Raw genomic sequence first — 16,232 nt, forward strand, 5'->3', positions numbered from 1 at the left:
TTCTATATTTGGAGCAACCACTAAAAACAATTGTATGCGAAACTTTTGGGTCAGTGTATTGACTTTAACTGCAGTAGTTTCAAATTCCTTTGCCCAAAGGCCGAACAAACCCTCTTCCACCGAAATTCATCACAATCTTCAAAAACTGAACTTTTTGGGGACGGCGCTGTATGTAGCTGCCCATCCTGATGATGAAAACACAAGGTTAATTTCGTACTTATCCAATCATGATAAGGCAAGAACAGCATATCTGTCGTTGACCAGAGGAGATGGAGGACAAAACCTGATAGGCTCGGAGTTAAGAGAGCTTTTGGGAGTCCTTCGGACACAGGAACTCTTGGCAGCAAGAAGGGTCGACGGAGGTGAACAATGGTTTACCCGTGCCAATGATTTTGGCTACTCCAAGCACCCAACCGAGACACATCGAATTTGGGACAAGGACAAAGTTTTGGGCGATGTGGTATGGGCGATTAGAAACTTAAAACCTGATGTGATCATCAATCGTTTTAATCACAGGACTCCTGGCACCACGCATGGTCATCACACCTCATCAGCTATGCTGAGCGTTGAAGCTTTTGATTTGGCCAATGATTCCAAAGCATACCCGGAACAACTCCAGCTTATCGATACCTGGAAGCCCAGAAGGATATTTTTTAACACATCATGGTGGTTTTATGGAAGCCGTGAAAATTTCGAGAAAGCTGATAAATCCAATATGATCAAGTTGGATGTGGGTGTTTATTATCCCGAATTGGGACTCTCCAACAACGAAATAGCTTCAATGGCAAGCAGCCAGCACCTTTGTCAAGGCTTTGGGCGCATTACTACCCGAGGTTCCCAGGACGAATATGTTGAATTGCTGAAAGGAGATTTGCCTTCCGGCAATAATTTGTTTGATGGCATAGACACTTCTTGGTCAAGAATACAAGGAGGAAAAGCCATCGGAGACATCTTGTATGAAGTGGAAAAGAATTTCAATTTCTCCAATCCATCCGCGCATATCCCAGAATTGGTAAAAGCATATCAGCTACTTCAGAATGTTGGGGACGAGCATTGGAAAATGCTTAAATCAAAAGAATTGGAATCCATTATTTTGGATTGTGCAGGCTTGTATTTAGAAGCAAATTCCGCAACTGCTTCAACAACCACCGAAGGTAATGTCAAAATAAATATTGAAGCATTGAACCGAAGTGGGCAGCCCATCACCTTAAAAGAAATTAAAGTAATCGGTACTGATGACAATTTGAGTCCGAACAAAGTGCTGGCCAACAATAAAAAGGAAAACCTTGAATTGGAGTTTACAGTATCACAAACGACGCAGAATTCAGGCCCGTATTGGTTGAATAGCCCTTGGAGTTTGGGAATGTACGATGTGGATGACCAAAAAATGATAGGCAAAGCAGAAACACCAAGTGCATTTTCTGCCCGGTTCGTCCTAAGTTTTGATGGTGTTGAAATTGGTTTCGAAAGACCCGTTATTCGTCGTTATTCCAAACCGGAAAAAGGTGAACTGCATGAACCTTTTGTAGTGCTTCCACCAGTAACCTCCTCTATTGCGGAAAAAGTCTTGATTTTTTCCGATACAGAAACAAAAGATGTACTGGTGAGTGTCAAAGCAGGAAAAAACAATGTGTCAGGGGAAATAACGTTAAAACACCCTGCTGGTTGGACCATTTCACCGGAAAGAATTCCATTTTCCATTGAGCAAAAGGGACAAGAACAATCGGTAACCTTTCAAGTCACCCCGCCGGTTAGCGATAGCGAGGGTAAAATTATTCCTTTGGTTCAGATTGATGGTAAAACCTATGATAAGGAGCTGATTGAAATTGCGTATGACCATATTCCCAAGCAATCCGTTTTGCTACCATCAGAGGCTAAAGTGGTGCGAATGAATATCCAAAAATCCGGAGAACATATCGGTTACATTATGGGAGCCGGTGATAAAGTACCTGAAAGTTTAAAGCAGATTGGATATCAAGTGCACACCATTGACCCCGACGATATTCAAGCAGGTTCATTGGACAAATATGATGCTGTCGTTGTAGGTATCAGAGCCTACAATGTTGTGGATGCCTTGAAATTTAAGCAACCCCATATCTTCGATTATGTTGAAAAAGGAGGGAATTTAATCGTCCAATACAATACTGCGGGACGTTGGAGCAAGCAATTTGAGAATATTGCCCCGTACGACCTTACCCTTTCGCGTGATCGTGTAACCGATGAAACAGCCAAGGTCAGCATTGTAGCCAATAATCATTCCCTAGTTAACTTTCCGAATACGATCAAAGAGTCCGATTTTGATGGATGGGTGCAAGAGAGAGGTCTTTACTTTCCAAAAGAATGGGGACCAGAATTTACACCAATACTCTCCATGGCAGATGACGGAGAATCCGAAACCGAAGGTAGTTTGCTGGTGGCCCCTTACGGTGATGGCCACTACATTTATACTGGCTTGAGTTTTTTCAGGGAATTACCGGCTGGAGTATCTGGGGCTTATAAACTCTTCGCTAACATGCTTTCCATAGGAAAGAGTGAGGTAAAATCGGAAAGCAATGTCAAAGGATAATATGGATAACAAGATGGAATGGAAGAAGGAATACAGCGTTGTACTCCTACTGAATATCCTGTATATCTTGATTTTCTACTTCATTATGACACAAAATAACTAATAGCTTAATGAGCGCATTAGATTGGATAGTTCTGGGTAGCACGCTACTCTTTATTGTAGGCTTCGGTGTATGGAAAACCCGAGGAAGTAAAAATGTAACCGATTATGTAATGGGCGGTAAAGATGCCAAATGGTGGACCATTGGTCTGTCCGTTATGGCTACGCAGGCCAGTGCCATCACCTTTTTGTCCACCCCTGGACAGGCATTTCACGACGGTATGGGCTTTGTGCAATTCTACTTTGGATTGCCCTTGGCCATGATCTTTATCTGTTTGGTCTTTATTCCTATTTATAGAAAACTCAAAGTCTTTACGGCGTATGAAATGTTGGAGGGACGGTTCGATCTTAAAACCCGGAGTTTGACAGCTATACTGTTCCTGATTCAACGTGGTTTGGCAGCCGGAATTACGATTTTTGCCCCATCCATTATTCTCTCTGCCGTTTTGGGATGGGATTTACGTACACTGAACATCATAATCGGTATTCTGGTAATCATTTATACGGTTTCCGGTGGCACCAAAGCGGTAAGCGTAACCCAAAAACAGCAAATGTTCATTATTATGGTGGGCATGTTCTTTGCTTTCTTTTTTATTCTGGGTTCACTTCCAACAGGAGTTTCTTTTGGCGAGGCACTTAAGATTGCCGGTGCCAACGATAAACTTCAAATATTGGATTTTAGTTTTGATACCAACAACAGATATACCTTCTGGAGTGGCATCACCGGTGGCTTCTTTTTGGCCTTGGCCTATTTTGGTACCGACCAAAGCCAGGTACAGCGTTATTTATCGGGAAAATCGATTCGGGAAAGTCAATTGGGATTAATTTTCAATGGAGTTTTTAAGATTCCGATGCAATTCTTCATCCTATTGGTGGGGACCATGGTGTTTGTTTTTTATCAATATAACCCTTCTCCCCTCAATTTTAACCCAGCTGCCACCCAGGCAGTAATGGAATCCGAATATGTTGGAGATTATAGGTTATTGGAGCAAGGGCATCTGGAACTGGAACAAGAAAAGAAAATGGCACAAAGCTCATTTTCCGCTGCCTTGGCATTAAAGGAATACAATGCCATTCAACAGGCCAAACAGGATATCGCCAAAATCAATCAAAAAGAAAAAGCAAACCGGGATACGGCCAGAACATTGATTACAAAAGCTGATGATTCGGTGGAGACCAATGATAAGGACTATGTCTTTATTCATTTTATCCTGACCAATCTGCCTGCAGGTCTCATTGGATTGCTTTTGGCGGTTATTCTATCAGCGGCAATGTCCTCCACTGCTTCCGAGTTGAACGCGTTGGGTACCATCACCGCCTTGGATCTATACAAAAGAAATCTAAAAGTGGAAAAAGACGAAAAGCACTATGTTTTGGCGACAAAGGGTTTCACTCTGCTATGGGGCGTTATAGCCATTATCATAGCCTGTGTTGCCAACCTTTTTGATAACCTAATTCAGTTGGTGAACATCATCGGTTCAATATTTTACGGTAATGTATTGGGTATTTTTCTCTTGGCTTTTTTCTTCAAGTTTGTAAAGGGCAATGCAGTATTCATAGCCGCTCTAGCAACGCAGGTAATAGTGATAATCGGTTGGTATATGGACTGGATGTCCTATTTGTGGTTGAATGCCTTCGGATGTCTATTGGTTATTTTCCTTGCCATACTGATTGAGAGTTTTGATAGTTTCTTGCGAAAACCTCCATTAAAAGCATAAAAAAACCCGTGATGATCACGGGTTTTAAATGACTTATTGGGTTGTGCTTAAAGCGCTCCCCATTCTTTCAAGGAATCCTTGTTAAGTTTAACGTAGTCAGCATTTCCTGCTTCTTCGGCTACTTTTAATGATTGTTTGGCCGCTTCAATAGCTCCTTTTTTATCACCAAGTTTGGCCAATATCAAAGATTGTCTGCGCATAACCCAAAAAGCATCTGGTCGCATTTCAACAGCCTTTGCAATCCACTCCTTAGCTTTGTTCAAATCTTTGCCTTCTTCATAGTAATATGAAGCAGAAGCATAATAATCTCCGGCACTTGGTCCGGCCATAACCGCTTCTATGCTTTTTTCGGCTTTAGCCAAAGTGGGTACTTCAAATTTTACTCCTACATAGGCCTTATCCCAAAGCATCCCAAGCGTAGCCCCATTGTTATGAAGATCATCAATGGTCATGGTAAAAGTCTCAACCGACATTGGCATGTTGTAAACTTGAGCCGTTGTTTTGGCAGCCACTTTGCTGTCATCCCACTCCCTAGGTGTTCCCCAGTTATTGGTATCAGCATAGAAGATAACTTCCCAAGAAGATTGTCCTGGCTTTGTGAAAATGGCATAAGAACCAGCTTTAACCTCTTGTCCATCTATAGTAACGTCATCACTGAAAGTAATCGTAGAGTTCTTGTTGGCACCTGTTCTCCATAATTTATCATAAGGAACCAAATTCCCAAAAATTGTTCTTCCGCGCATGGAAGGTCTTGAATACTCAACCTTTACTTCTGTAAGACCCACTGTTTGCTTCAGTTTCGCATCAGGGCTAGGTTGAGGAGTTTGCAACTGCGCATCTACAGTGACGGCAAGCAGCGCAGCAAATGCAAATAATGCTAGTTTTTTCATTTGTAAGAATTTTAGATTTGTTAGTAAAACAAAGCTAAATATAAAGGTAGGGTCGGCTTGTTAACAAACACTTAAAAGAAGGTTGTCATGCACAGCTTTTTGACCCCAATTCGTATGTTAGTGAATCTTCAAAAGATATTTTGTTTAACTTATTTTATAAATTATTAAACAATTTTGTATTTTTGAAGAAAAGCACATGCGTTTGTACCAACTCTATGCAGTTCAAACACTGCCCATATCCAAAGTAAAAGCATGGGAGTTTCTAAAGAACCCGAGAAACCTGAAAGAAATTACCCCAGCCCATATGGGCTTTCATATATTATCCGATATTGACAGACCGATGTTCCCTGGTCAAATTATTCAATATAAGGTAAATCCGTTCCCTGGTGTCGGCACCAAATGGGTAACTGAGATAACCCATATGGCCGAAGGTAGCTATTTTGTTGACGAGCAACGTTTTGGCCCCTATGCTTTATGGCATCATAAGCATTTTTTAAAAGAAGTTCCCGAAGGAGTACAAATGGAAGATATCATAGATTTTAAACTACCCTTTGGGATTCTGGGACGATTGACATATCCTATTTTGGTGAAGCGTCAACTTCAGAAAATTTTCAAATATCGAGAGCAAAAGCTAACAGAGTTTTTTGGAAAAATAGAAGGAGTTCCCAATTTCCTTGAAATAAGGTCAATTTGAAAAACAAAATCTCCATATTTTGGTTTAGAAGAGACCTTCGGTTGGATGACAATGTAGGTTTGTACCACGCCCTTCAAACCGGCCATACCGTGCTTCCCATATTTATCTTCGATACCGAAATTCTGGAGAAACTCCAAAAAGATGATGCAAGGGTTTCTTTTTTCCATGGGCAACTCCAAAAAATGAATGCTGAATTGCAGTCGCAATTCCAAAGTGGGATTGCAATGTATCAAGGGAATCCAATTTCAGTTTTCGTTCGATTACTGCATCAATATAAAATCAATTCGGTTTTTACCAATCACGATTACGAGCCTTATGCCATCAAACGCGATAAGGAAATAAAAAAGTTATTGGCGAAGGATGATGTTGCTTTTCATTCCTTTAAGGATCAAGTTATTTTTGAAACAAATGAAGTGGTCAAAGATGATGGCAATCCCTATGTGGTCTATACACCCTATAATAAAAGGTGGAATGAACGATTTGACCCTAAAACCCATCTTGCCAACTTTGACGCTTTTGCAAGTTTTGAAAAACTCCTTAAGTCCAAAAACCTTCCTTATCTAAGTCTTGGCGACATTGGTTTTGAACCATCGAGCATCTTAGTTTCCAAATACAATATAACTTCAGGTTTAATCCAAAACTACGAGGGCACCCGAAACTATCCCGCTCATGAGTCTGGAACATCACGTCTGGGCCCTCACCTTCGTTTTGGTACAGTTTCCATTCGAAAAATTGTAAAGAAAGCCATCGCGGAGAAAAACGAAGTTTTTTGGAACGAATTGATCTGGAGAGAGTTCTTCATGCAGATTCTATGGCATTTTCCACATACCATTAGTAAGTCCTTCAAACCAAAATACGATCGAATTATTTGGCGAAACAATAAAGCGGAGTTTGAACTTTGGGCAGCCGGAAAAACGGGTTATCCCTTTGTCGACGCTGGAATGCGTGAACTCAACGCCACAGGATATATGCACAATCGGGTTAGAATGATTGTTGCCAGCTTTCTTTGTAAACATCTCCTGGTCGACTGGCGTTGGGGCGAGGCGTATTTTGCAGAAAAGCTGCTCGATTTTGACCTGGCGAGCAATGTGGGCAATTGGCAATGGGCCGCAGGTAGTGGCGTTGACGCTGCCCCATATTTCAGGATTTTCAATCCCACTACCCAAATCGATAAATTTGATTCCCAAAAAAGCTATATCAATAAGTGGGTACCTGAGCTTCAAGAACTTACCTATCCCCTACCCATGGTCGACCACAAAATGGCCCGTGAACGTTGTCTTAATGTCTACAAGACAGCTGTTGGTTGATGCATTTTCAGTATTTTTAATACCCGGTTTTATTTTTAGGGCGCTGGGAAGAAAAGTTGTGATTGGAGCCCAAAAAATACTTGCCTTATCAATTCGGACTAATTCAAATCATATAAAATGAAACAATTCTCTACCCTAGTGCTGCTATGTTTGGTCTCACTCAACCTAACCGCGCAGAAACTAAGCTCCAACAAAAAAGCAATTATTGCATCTGTTGAGGCCCACAAAGAAAACCTAATCCAAATAAGTGACTCTATTTGGGCATTGGCCGAAACAGCTTTCAACGAGTCGAAATCTGCTGAAGTATTGGCGGACTATGCCGAAAAAAATGGGTTAAACGTAACTCGCGGTGTTGCCGATATTCCAACTGCATTTACCGCTACCTATGGTTCAGGCAAACCTGTTATCAGTGTGTTGGGAGAATTTGATGCCCTACCCGGTCTTTCCCAAAAAACAGTTCCTACCAAAGATCCCCTTGCGGAAGGTGCACCAGGCCATGGCTGTGGACACAATATGTTCGGTGCAGCAAGTTTGGGAGCAGCCATAGCGATAAAAGAGCAAATTGAGGCTGGTAAGCTTAAAGGAACCGTCAAGTTTTTGGGTACTCCTGCTGAGGAAAAATATTTTGCCAAAGTTTGGATGGTAGAAGCCGGGCTTTGGGATGACGTTGATGTAAATGTGAGTTGGCATCCTAGCTCCAAAATTGAAGCAGATGTCCAAAGCGGTCTTTCGCTAATCGACTTTATTGTAGAATTCTATGGGCAGGCGGCCCATGCATCGGCAGACCCTTGGAACGGGCGTAGTGCTTCTGATGCCTTGGAATTATATACCACGGGAATCAATTATTATCGGGAACATATTAAGCCAACCTCTAGAATTCATTATCACATTCAGGAAGGCGGACAGGTAGTCAACGTGGTACCTGATTATTCTAAAATTTGGGTCCGGGTTCGTGACCCAAAAAGAAAAATTATGCTTCCCACCTATGAGCGAGTAAAAAAGATGGCAGAAGGTGCAGCCATTATGGCCAATGTGGATTACAAAATTTCCTTGGTATCCGGAATCTACGAAGTTTTGGTAAACAGAGCTGGGGGAGAGATTATGCAGAAAAACTTAGAGCTCTTGGGTCCAATTTCCTATACGGAAGAGGAAACAGCTTTTGGAAAAGCCATTCAGAATGCAACTGGAAAACCAGAAATAGGTATGGACAGTAAAATTGAACCTTTGCGGGAAACAGAAAAGAATCCCGGTGGAGGTTCTACCGATGTGGGCGATGTAAGCTGGAACGTTCCCAATATCAACCTAAGTGTTACCGTAGCACCAAAAGATACGCCATGGCATTCCTGGGCGGTAGTTGCCTGTGGCGGAATGAGCATTGGGCACAAAGGGATGATCTATGCCTCGAAGGCCATGGCCATGACCATGGCAGACCTTTTTGAAAACCCAAAATTGGTCACCAAAGTCAAGGAAGAATTCAACACAAGAAAAGGAAATGAAAAATATGAGGCCATGATAGATGGTCCTCCCCCAATTGGAAATAATTAAACCCTCGTAATTTTAATTGGATAAAACGGACAAAACCAAATCTTTTAACTGCAATTGAGAATGATGAAGAAATTAATGCTATTGTTGGCTTTGGGTATATGCATCCAAAGTCAAGGACAAGAACCTTTGTCCGTTTTTGAAAATTTAGTTGGGAAGACCTGGTTCGCCAAAGGAGAATGGGGAAATAACACTAAGTTCAAGCAAGAGATTGAGTTTAAATTCGACTTGGGAGGTGCTTTAGTCATTTCGGATGCAAAAGGTTTTACCAACCAGGAACAAACAACATACGGCCCGAGAAACCATGGCATCAGAAAATGGGATAAAGAAAGTGAAACCATTCAATTTTGGGAGTTTGATGTTTTCGGTGGAGTTACCACGGGTACGGTCAAGGCAAATGGAAAGGATATCATATACACCTATGCGTATGGAGAATCGGTAGTGACTGATTATTGGGAATATGTTGATGACAATACGTACAACTTCACTGTTGGCAGCTATGAAAATGGCCAATGGAAACAGGTCTATCTTAAAACCCAGTTCAAAGCAGAAAATGCTTCAAAATCGCATTTTGTTTTTGACCATCAATCATTGGTGGTGACCAATTTGATGAAAACAGGGGATTTCTATAAAGATGTTTTTGGGTTTGAGGAAATCCCGCATCCAGAAAACAAACCAGGCTTTCGCTGGTTCAACATGTATGAAAACTCACAATTGCATTTGATCAAAAAAGAGTATGCCGAATTCGAGAAAAACAAGAGCATGCATTTGTGTTTATCGGTTGACGATTTGGAAAGTTTTATAGAAAAATTGGTCTCCAAGAATATTGAGTTCTACGATTGGCCTGGAAATAAAAATTCGGTTACGGATAGAGCCGATGGTGTGAAACAGATTTATATACAAGATCCTGAAGGCTACTGGATTGAAATCAATACTGCAAAACATTAATCATGAACGACCCCGTACTCCAAACATTTCCATTAGGTTTTCCCTGGCAAACCCAAGATCCTTTTTTGTTCTGTGTTTACCATTTAGATCACTACCCGAAGGGTAATGGAGAAATGGGACCTGACCCCAAACTCCTTGAAGGAAGAAATATCGGTAATGATTTTACCATAAAAGATGGATGGCGTATGTACCATGGTCAAACCATTCCAGGATTTCCATATCATCCACACCGTGGATTTGAAACCATAACCATTGTAAATAAAGGATATTGCGATCATTCCGATTCCCTTGGCGCAGCTGGAAGGTTTGGAGAGGGCGATGTACAATGGATGACCGCTGGTAGAGGTGTACAACATTCCGAAATGTTTCCTTTACTCAATACGGAAAAGGACAATCCTTTGGAACTGTTTCAAATTTGGTTGAATCTTCCCAAGGCAGATAAGTTTGTGGAACCACATTTTAAAATGTTGTGGCATGAAGATATTCCTGTAATTACCGAAGAAAATGCACAGATCAAAGTAATTGCGGGAAATTACAATGGAGCTCAGGCCAATGATCCCGCACCCAACTCTTGGGCCGCTAAAACCGAAAATGAAGTGGCCATTTGGAACATTCACATTGAACCCGATTCTGAGTACATTCTTCCAAGTTCAAAAACCCTGGTGACCCGAACACTCTATTTCTATGAGGGGGACGAAATACAGATTCTAGAACGAAAAATAAATCCCAATTTTGGAATTGCTTTAGATCCGTCTATGGATACGGTCATCAAAACTGGTAAGCAAAAAGCCCGCCTGTTGATGTTACAAGGTAGGCCTATCGATGAACCTGTTGCCAAATATGGCCCTTTTGTGATGAATACGGAGGAGGAAATTCAACAGGCCATGGAGGAATATCGATTGACCCAATTTGGAGGATGGCCCTGGCCATACCCGGATAATGTCCATGAAAAGGAGAAGGGCCGTTTCGCGCTATATCCTGACGGCAAATTGATAGAGAAAAGCTAGTTTCCCACCTGTTTTTGTGAAAAAGCACCTGTTTTTCAAGTGATTTTGTCCAGGGTGTTTTAATTTGGTATAAATTGAGATGCCATGAAGCTGCCACGAGGATCACGCCGAGCGATTTTTATTTACCTCCTTTTCGTTGTCCATTGTTCTGCCCAAACGAAGGAGTTGGACAGTTTAAAAAGTTTACTTACTACTGCTGACGATTCAACTCAGGTTAATATATTAAGAATGCTTGCTATTCGCTCAAGATCTGTTGATAAGAACATGGCAGTACAATATAGTCTCCAGGGTTTGGAAAAATCAAAAGAAATTGGACACTTTAAAGGTCAAATTAGAGCTCTTTTTGATTTAGGCAACACGTATGGAATGACCAGTGACTACCCTCAGTCATTGGACTATTTTAACCAGTGTCTTAAACTAGCGAAAAAAGACCAAGATTTTGATTTGATTATAAGCATCTATATGTCTTTTGGCATTGTATACAAGCGCATCGGAGACTACACTACTAGTCAAGATTATTACCTAAAGAGTCTAAAATTGGTGGATTCAATCCAAGAATATGAAAATCCCTCTATTTCCAGAATCTACATCAATCTGGGGATATTGTATGACTTAATGAATCAGGAACAGAAAGCCATTGACAGCTACCAAAAGGCTCTCGACATGCATTATGGGTCCGATTATGATGAAATTGAAATGAACGTGTTGGCAAATCTCGCAGAAATTGATCTTGAACGAAAAGACTATGAGTCGGCATTGGCCAAATTCTTTAAAAGAGCAGCATTTGCTGAAAAAAACGACCGTGTGCCACTAGGCCATGTTTATGGCAACATTGGTTTTTGCTATATAAACCTAAAGCAGTACGACCTAGCCGAAAAATATCTCTTTGAATCGTTGCGGATTGCCGAACAGCTGTCATTAAAGCAGGAAATTGCGGTTACCAATGGCCATCTTGCCAACCTAAAACTGCAACAAGACAATCTGGAAGAGGCAATACTTTATTCAGAAAAGAATATTAAAGCCTTGCAGGGAATGGGTGAATATGAGTACAAGGAAAAAGCCCATGCCCTAGCCGCTAAGATCTATGAAAAGGTGGGATCATACTCCAAGGTTGCTTATCATCTTGAACAGACGATGATCTATCAGGATAGTTTGCTCAATGAGGTCAAGGTAAGGGAAATCCAAAACCTTCAAATACAACATGATGTCTACCTAAAGGATAGGGAAATCAAGGAAAACGAACTTCAATTGACACTGCTTAACACGAGGGTCTCCCAAAACAAAAAACGACTGCTCTACCTGTCCATAATTGCTCTTTTATTACTCTTTTCAGCTGGACTGCTCTATTTCAGATATTTGGGAAAGAAAAAGTCCAACAGGATATTTCGTGAAAAAAATAAACTGATATCAGAACAGAAGTATGCTATTGAAAAAATGAATGAAGAGCTTGAAAAGAGCATGCTTAGAGCTCAAATGAATCCTCATTTTATCTTCAATTCGCTAAACTCCATTCAACACTTTATCAATTCAGGAGACAAGGTTACGGCCCTTACCTATCTGACCAAATTCTCCAAGTTGCTGCGCCAAGTTCTCGAAACTTCGGTAAATATTAGTTTGGTACTTGAAGAAGAAATCGAATTGCTCAAGATCTATGTGGAGTTGGAGTCTTTAAGGTTTGATGGCTCTTTCAACTATGCCTTTCATATAGACGAAAATCTCGATGTCCATAAATATGAAGTGCCGATGCTCCTTGTGCAACCTTTTATTGAGAATGCCATTATTCATGGGCTAATGCCAAAAAAGGGAGATAAAAAGCTTTCCATTTCATTTGTGGATCAAAAAGATCATATTGCATGTATTGTGGAGGATAATGGTGTTGGATTTGATACAAAGGCAAAACAAGCAAAATCTAGAATTACTTCTAGAGGAATGTCAATAACAACCAAAAGGATCGAGGCTTTAAAGCGGTTTTCAAACCAAGAGTTGTTGACAGTTGAGAATTTAAACAATGGAAATAAAACAGGAACTAAGGTAATCATATTGATCCCTAAGGATTAGGGTTCCTCAAGGCTATGGTTATTTGTAATAGGGTAAAACACTTTTTAAATGAACTTGTCAAAAGCGCTAGGTTTTTCTGACGACACAAAGCTACTTATTATCCACGCAGATGATGCTGGACTCTCACATTCTGAAAATGAGGCTACATTCCAATCCCTCCAAAAAGGTATTGTAAATTCATACAGTATTATGGTGCCGTGTCCATGGTTCGAGGAAGCCGCCCTTTTCGCAAAAAACAACCCCAATTATGATTATGGTGTGCATTTAACCCTTACCTGTGAGTGGGAAAACTACAAGTTTGGTCCGGTTTTGCCCATTTCAGAGGTCCCAAGTCTAGTGGATGAAAATGGTCACTTTTTTAAAAATAGGGATGGAGTCAGAAACAACGCCCAACCCGAAGATGTGAGAAAAGAGTTAAGGGCTCAAATTGAAAAGGCCTTGAAATTTGGCTTGACCCCTACCCATTTGGATTCACATATGTACAGTGTTGGGTCAAAACCTGAATTTCTTCAGATATACAAGGAATTGGGCGAACGATACGGACTTCCCGTCCAGCTAAGTCGACAACTCATGGAAATGGTGGGTCTCGAGGCTGATAAGAACATAAATGATACCGATTTGCTCGTTGACAAAGTGCATATTGGGAAGTTCGAATATTTTGAAAAAGGAGAACTTGATACGTACTATCACAATGCTTTTGAAGAATTGGTCGAAGGACTCAACGTTATTTTAATCCACCCTGCTTTTGACGATCCAGAAATGAGGGGAATTACTGTAAACCATCCTAATTTTGGTTCAGCATGGCGGCAAATTGATTTTGACACGTTTACAAGCGATAGCCTCAAAGCCCAACTCAAAAAGAGCAAAGCACAGCTCATTACCTGGAAGGACATCGGGGAGCTTATGTCCAATCCTTGATGATTTCCGCCCTAATGAATTGATTTATGTCCCATTGATTCCCCAGTAATTGTTTAGTCTCAGGATGCAAGAGCGCATAGGGCTCCGGGCCGTATTCGGGCGTAATGGTAATATAGTCACGACCTTCTCCATCGGCATTAAGAAGCATCTGTTTCCACCACAGTTTAAATTGTTTTAATTCAACCGCGTAGGTATCGCTGCGCGGGTCGATGACCTGTGGACTTTGTCCGGATCCTACCCTAGCATGAACATGATAGCTGTGTTTTATAGCCAATTTCACGGCATATTGCTGATTTTCAAGCAAAGTTTCGGCAACACAACACCAATGAGAAAGATCAGAAGTCAATTTAAGCGCTGGAAATTCTGTCAAAAAAGCATGGCAAACATGAGCTGCGAAGGAAAATCTGGAACGGTGTGTTTCGTGGGTAATGGCTATTCCCGCTTCCTTTTCAATGTCGAAAGCCAGTTGGATCAAGGCTGCGTTTTGTTCGAAGGAGAAAAAATCCATTCCAGTATGCGAATTGATCAAAAGCGGATTACCCTCAACCAAATTATACAGGTGCCTTTTATACTGCTCTTTGTGTTTTTCAAAATTAACCTCCTTGGTTTCCCAGTGCTGCCCAACAAAATTCAGTTCAAAATCCTTCAGCATGGAAAGAATTTCCTGTTTCTGGTTCCCTAGTGGTAAATCAATTTCCACACCATCATACCCTTGATTCTTTACTTTTTGCAAAAACTCAGACCACGGAATATCAGCACTTCCCCATCGAGGATAAATAAATTTGAGCTCCATATTATTTGTTTCTTACTTTTCGTTCGCCCGTATGATCCACACCTTGACTTCGTTCCAACTCAATCATTTTTTTAGGGCGAAAATTAAGTATTAATGCACGTCTTTGTGAATCTGTAGTATTTCCTTTACTAAAATGTAACGTAAAACCATCATGAAACGTACATCCCCCTGATTTAAGCGGAATACATTTTGCTTTGCTCATATCCGCCTCGCAAAACAGAGCCCCACCCTGGGAATAATGCTTATGGGGCTTAATCTGTTCATCTTCCTTGGGTATAAACCACATACAACCATTGCTCTCATAAACCTCGTCAAGGGCAATCCAGCAACTTGCAGATCTTTTATCCGGCATTTTTATCCAGTATGCCGCGTCTTGATGCCAAGGTGTTGGGGTATTGGTCTGTGGTGCTTTATTGATCAGCATATCAAAGTCGAGCTCCATGTCATCGCCCAACATATCCTTCACATGGTCCAATGCCAAAGTATACGTGATATTATCCGATAATTTGGGCTCAATCATACTGGGTCGCATAATTTGGGTAATTTTCTCAATCTCTTTTTCAGAATTTCCATTTCCTCCCAAATCACTTCGCAATCCAGCCGTGCGCTTTTTATCCTTTAATAACTCATCATAAAGCTGTCTGAGTTTTACAACTTCCGTATTGGGAATTAGCCTGTCCAATTTCACAAAACCATTGGTCAAAAACTTTTTCTTCATGCCAGTATCCAATTTTTACAATAATCAAGGTAAAATAAGCTCGTATTTTGATTAAAGTCTTCTAAATTAGTAGCACCATACTTTTTTATACGTTTTACATGCAAAAGCTAACAAATAAGAGGATAGTACATCAACTCAATATATTAGGGTATTCCGGTTGTCTTGATTTTGGCTATTATCGATACAATACGGTTGAGCCTGTATTAAATGAACACAGGCATGAGGATGTAATGGAAATATGTTATTGTTTGAAGGGGCAACAATATTATCAAATTGGTGATGAATTGCTCAAACTAACGGGGAATACCATCCTAATTGTACCACCAAACGTTGATCATAGCACCGGAGTTTATCCTGAAGATATTGGCGAACTATATTGGATACAGGTTTCGTTTAATACTGAAAATAGTTCTTTTTGTAATCTTCCGTCTGAGCAATCAAACTATTTGTTGCATAAATTAAACGAACATGGTGGACAATTGTTCAGCGGCTCATTTCATTTAAAAAATACGCTGGAGAGGCTGCGTGAACTTCTCCAAACCCATCAAAGTACTTTTGAACAACTTCAAGCCAATCAGTTGATCATACAACTTTTGGTAGAGACCTTACTGCTCTCCGAAGCACCCCAACAAATAGCGGATACTGAAAAGGTTCGGGTGGTTAAAAGTTTTATCGAGAGTAATCTCCACAGAATTATTTATGTAGATGAGTTAGCGGCTCTACTGGATTTCTCCGTTCCTTATTTAAAAACTTGGTTCAAGCAGAATTTTGGAGTTCCCCCCCGCTCTTACATCAACAGGTTGAAAATCGAAAAGGCCAAAGAAAGTCTAGCGGATAAAAAAACCATTACAGCCGTAGCCTTTGAACTGGGGTTTGGTTCCTCCCAATACTTTGCGACAACTTTTAAAAAATACACGGGATGCTCGCCTAAAACCTATAAGAAATCCTTAAAGCAAAGTTGATACGATTGTTCC

At 40.8% G+C, this 16,232-nt stretch carries 13 protein-coding genes; 10 read left to right on the forward strand and 3 right to left on the reverse strand.

Annotated features, from left to right (window positions below):
- Positions 1 to 34 precede the first annotated feature (34 nt).
- Both ACULLH_RS13810 and ACULLH_RS13815 read left to right on the forward strand, forming a co-directional pair.
- The gene (locus ACULLH_RS13810; protein WP_454089341.1) at positions 35 to 2,566 is read left to right on the forward strand and encodes a PIG-L family deacetylase; all 2,532 of its coding nucleotides are present in this window, start codon (positions 35 to 37) and stop codon (positions 2,564 to 2,566) included.
- 110 nt (positions 2,567 to 2,676) lie between these two features.
- Positions 2,677 to 4,383, forward strand: coding sequence for a sodium:solute symporter (locus ACULLH_RS13815; protein WP_454089342.1), 1,707 nt, complete (start codon positions 2,677 to 2,679; stop codon positions 4,381 to 4,383).
- 47 nt (positions 4,384 to 4,430) lie between these two features.
- On the opposite strand, the gene ACULLH_RS13820 is transcribed toward ACULLH_RS13815, so the two are convergent.
- Positions 4,431 to 5,273, reverse strand: coding sequence for a DUF2911 domain-containing protein (locus ACULLH_RS13820; RefSeq protein WP_454089343.1), 843 nt, complete (start codon positions 5,271 to 5,273; stop codon positions 4,431 to 4,433).
- Positions 5,274 to 5,469: 196 nt separating this feature from the next.
- On the opposite strand from ACULLH_RS13820, the gene ACULLH_RS13825 reads away from it, so the two are divergent.
- The 7 genes from ACULLH_RS13825 to ACULLH_RS13855 all read left to right on the forward strand — a co-directional run bounded on the left by ACULLH_RS13825 (position 5,470) and on the right by ACULLH_RS13855 (position 13,747).
- On the forward strand, positions 5,470 to 5,967 hold the full coding sequence (locus ACULLH_RS13825) for an SRPBCC family protein (protein WP_454089344.1): 498 nt from the start codon (positions 5,470 to 5,472) through the stop codon (positions 5,965 to 5,967).
- Positions 5,964 to 7,274, forward strand: a complete 1,311-nt coding sequence (locus ACULLH_RS13830; RefSeq protein WP_454089345.1) for a cryptochrome/photolyase family protein — start codon at positions 5,964 to 5,966, stop codon at positions 7,272 to 7,274. The genes ACULLH_RS13825 and ACULLH_RS13830 overlap by 4 nt, the downstream gene beginning before the upstream one ends.
- A 117-nt stretch (positions 7,275 to 7,391) precedes the next feature.
- Positions 7,392 to 8,819, forward strand: a complete 1,428-nt coding sequence (locus tag ACULLH_RS13835) for an amidohydrolase (protein WP_454089346.1) — start codon at positions 7,392 to 7,394, stop codon at positions 8,817 to 8,819.
- 60 nt (positions 8,820 to 8,879) lie between these two features.
- A complete protein-coding gene (locus ACULLH_RS13840) occupies positions 8,880 to 9,764 on the forward strand; it encodes a VOC family protein (protein ID WP_454089347.1) in 885 nt (294 codons plus the stop codon).
- Positions 9,765 to 9,766: 2 nt separating this feature from the next.
- The gene (locus ACULLH_RS13845) at positions 9,767 to 10,771 is read left to right on the forward strand and encodes a pirin family protein (RefSeq protein ID WP_454089348.1); all 1,005 of its coding nucleotides are present in this window, start codon (positions 9,767 to 9,769) and stop codon (positions 10,769 to 10,771) included.
- Positions 10,772 to 11,035: 264 nt separating this feature from the next.
- Positions 11,036 to 12,829, forward strand: coding sequence for a tetratricopeptide repeat-containing sensor histidine kinase (locus tag ACULLH_RS13850; RefSeq protein ID WP_454089349.1), 1,794 nt, complete (start codon positions 11,036 to 11,038; stop codon positions 12,827 to 12,829).
- 48 nt (positions 12,830 to 12,877) lie between these two features.
- A complete protein-coding gene (locus ACULLH_RS13855; RefSeq protein ID WP_454089350.1) occupies positions 12,878 to 13,747 on the forward strand; it encodes a polysaccharide deacetylase family protein in 870 nt (289 codons plus the stop codon).
- Here ACULLH_RS13855 and ACULLH_RS13860 read toward each other — a convergent pair.
- On the reverse strand, positions 13,731 to 14,540 hold the full coding sequence (locus tag ACULLH_RS13860; RefSeq protein ID WP_454089351.1) for a sugar phosphate isomerase/epimerase family protein: 810 nt from the start codon (positions 14,538 to 14,540) through the stop codon (positions 13,731 to 13,733). The two genes, ACULLH_RS13855 and ACULLH_RS13860, sit on opposite strands and share 17 nt — an antisense overlap.
- A gap of 1 nt (position 14,541) precedes the next feature.
- Positions 14,542 to 15,258 carry a phytanoyl-CoA dioxygenase family protein gene (locus ACULLH_RS13865; RefSeq protein ID WP_454089352.1) on the reverse strand — a complete coding sequence of 239 codons (717 nt, stop codon included), beginning with the start codon at positions 15,256 to 15,258 and terminating at the stop codon, positions 14,542 to 14,544.
- Between the two features lie 98 nt (positions 15,259 to 15,356).
- Between ACULLH_RS13865 and ACULLH_RS13870 the strand changes: the two genes are divergently transcribed.
- Positions 15,357 to 16,220 carry an AraC family transcriptional regulator gene (locus ACULLH_RS13870; protein WP_454089353.1) on the forward strand — a complete coding sequence of 288 codons (864 nt, stop codon included), beginning with the start codon at positions 15,357 to 15,359 and terminating at the stop codon, positions 16,218 to 16,220.
- The last annotated feature ends 12 nt before the right edge of the window (positions 16,221 to 16,232 follow it).

The sequence above is a fragment of the Flagellimonas sp. 2504JD4-2 genome, assembly GCF_053642935.1.

Excerpts from the sequence above, each read along its gene's own strand:
- ACULLH_RS13825 (WP_454089344.1), top strand. The coding sequence starts at position 5,470 with ATGCGTTTGTACCAACTCTATGCAGTTCAAACACTGCCCATATCCAAA.
- ACULLH_RS13865 (WP_454089352.1), bottom strand. The coding sequence starts at position 15,258 with ATGAAGAAAAAGTTTTTGACCAATGGTTTTGTGAAATTGGACAGGCTA.
- ACULLH_RS13855 (WP_454089350.1), top strand. The coding sequence starts at position 12,878 with ATGAACTTGTCAAAAGCGCTAGGTTTTTCTGACGACACAAAGCTACTT.
- ACULLH_RS13810 (WP_454089341.1), top strand. The coding sequence starts at position 35 with ATGCGAAACTTTTGGGTCAGTGTATTGACTTTAACTGCAGTAGTTTCA.
- ACULLH_RS13845 (WP_454089348.1), top strand. The coding sequence starts at position 9,767 with ATGAACGACCCCGTACTCCAAACATTTCCATTAGGTTTTCCCTGGCAA.
- ACULLH_RS13835 (WP_454089346.1), top strand. The coding sequence starts at position 7,392 with ATGAAACAATTCTCTACCCTAGTGCTGCTATGTTTGGTCTCACTCAAC.
- ACULLH_RS13815 (WP_454089342.1), top strand. The coding sequence starts at position 2,677 with ATGAGCGCATTAGATTGGATAGTTCTGGGTAGCACGCTACTCTTTATT.
- ACULLH_RS13840 (WP_454089347.1), top strand. The coding sequence starts at position 8,880 with ATGATGAAGAAATTAATGCTATTGTTGGCTTTGGGTATATGCATCCAA.
- ACULLH_RS13860 (WP_454089351.1), bottom strand. The coding sequence starts at position 14,540 with ATGGAGCTCAAATTTATTTATCCTCGATGGGGAAGTGCTGATATTCCG.
- ACULLH_RS13870 (WP_454089353.1), top strand. The coding sequence starts at position 15,357 with ATGCAAAAGCTAACAAATAAGAGGATAGTACATCAACTCAATATATTA.
- ACULLH_RS13820 (WP_454089343.1), bottom strand. The coding sequence starts at position 5,273 with ATGAAAAAACTAGCATTATTTGCATTTGCTGCGCTGCTTGCCGTCACT.
- ACULLH_RS13850 (WP_454089349.1), top strand. The coding sequence starts at position 11,036 with ATGGCAGTACAATATAGTCTCCAGGGTTTGGAAAAATCAAAAGAAATT.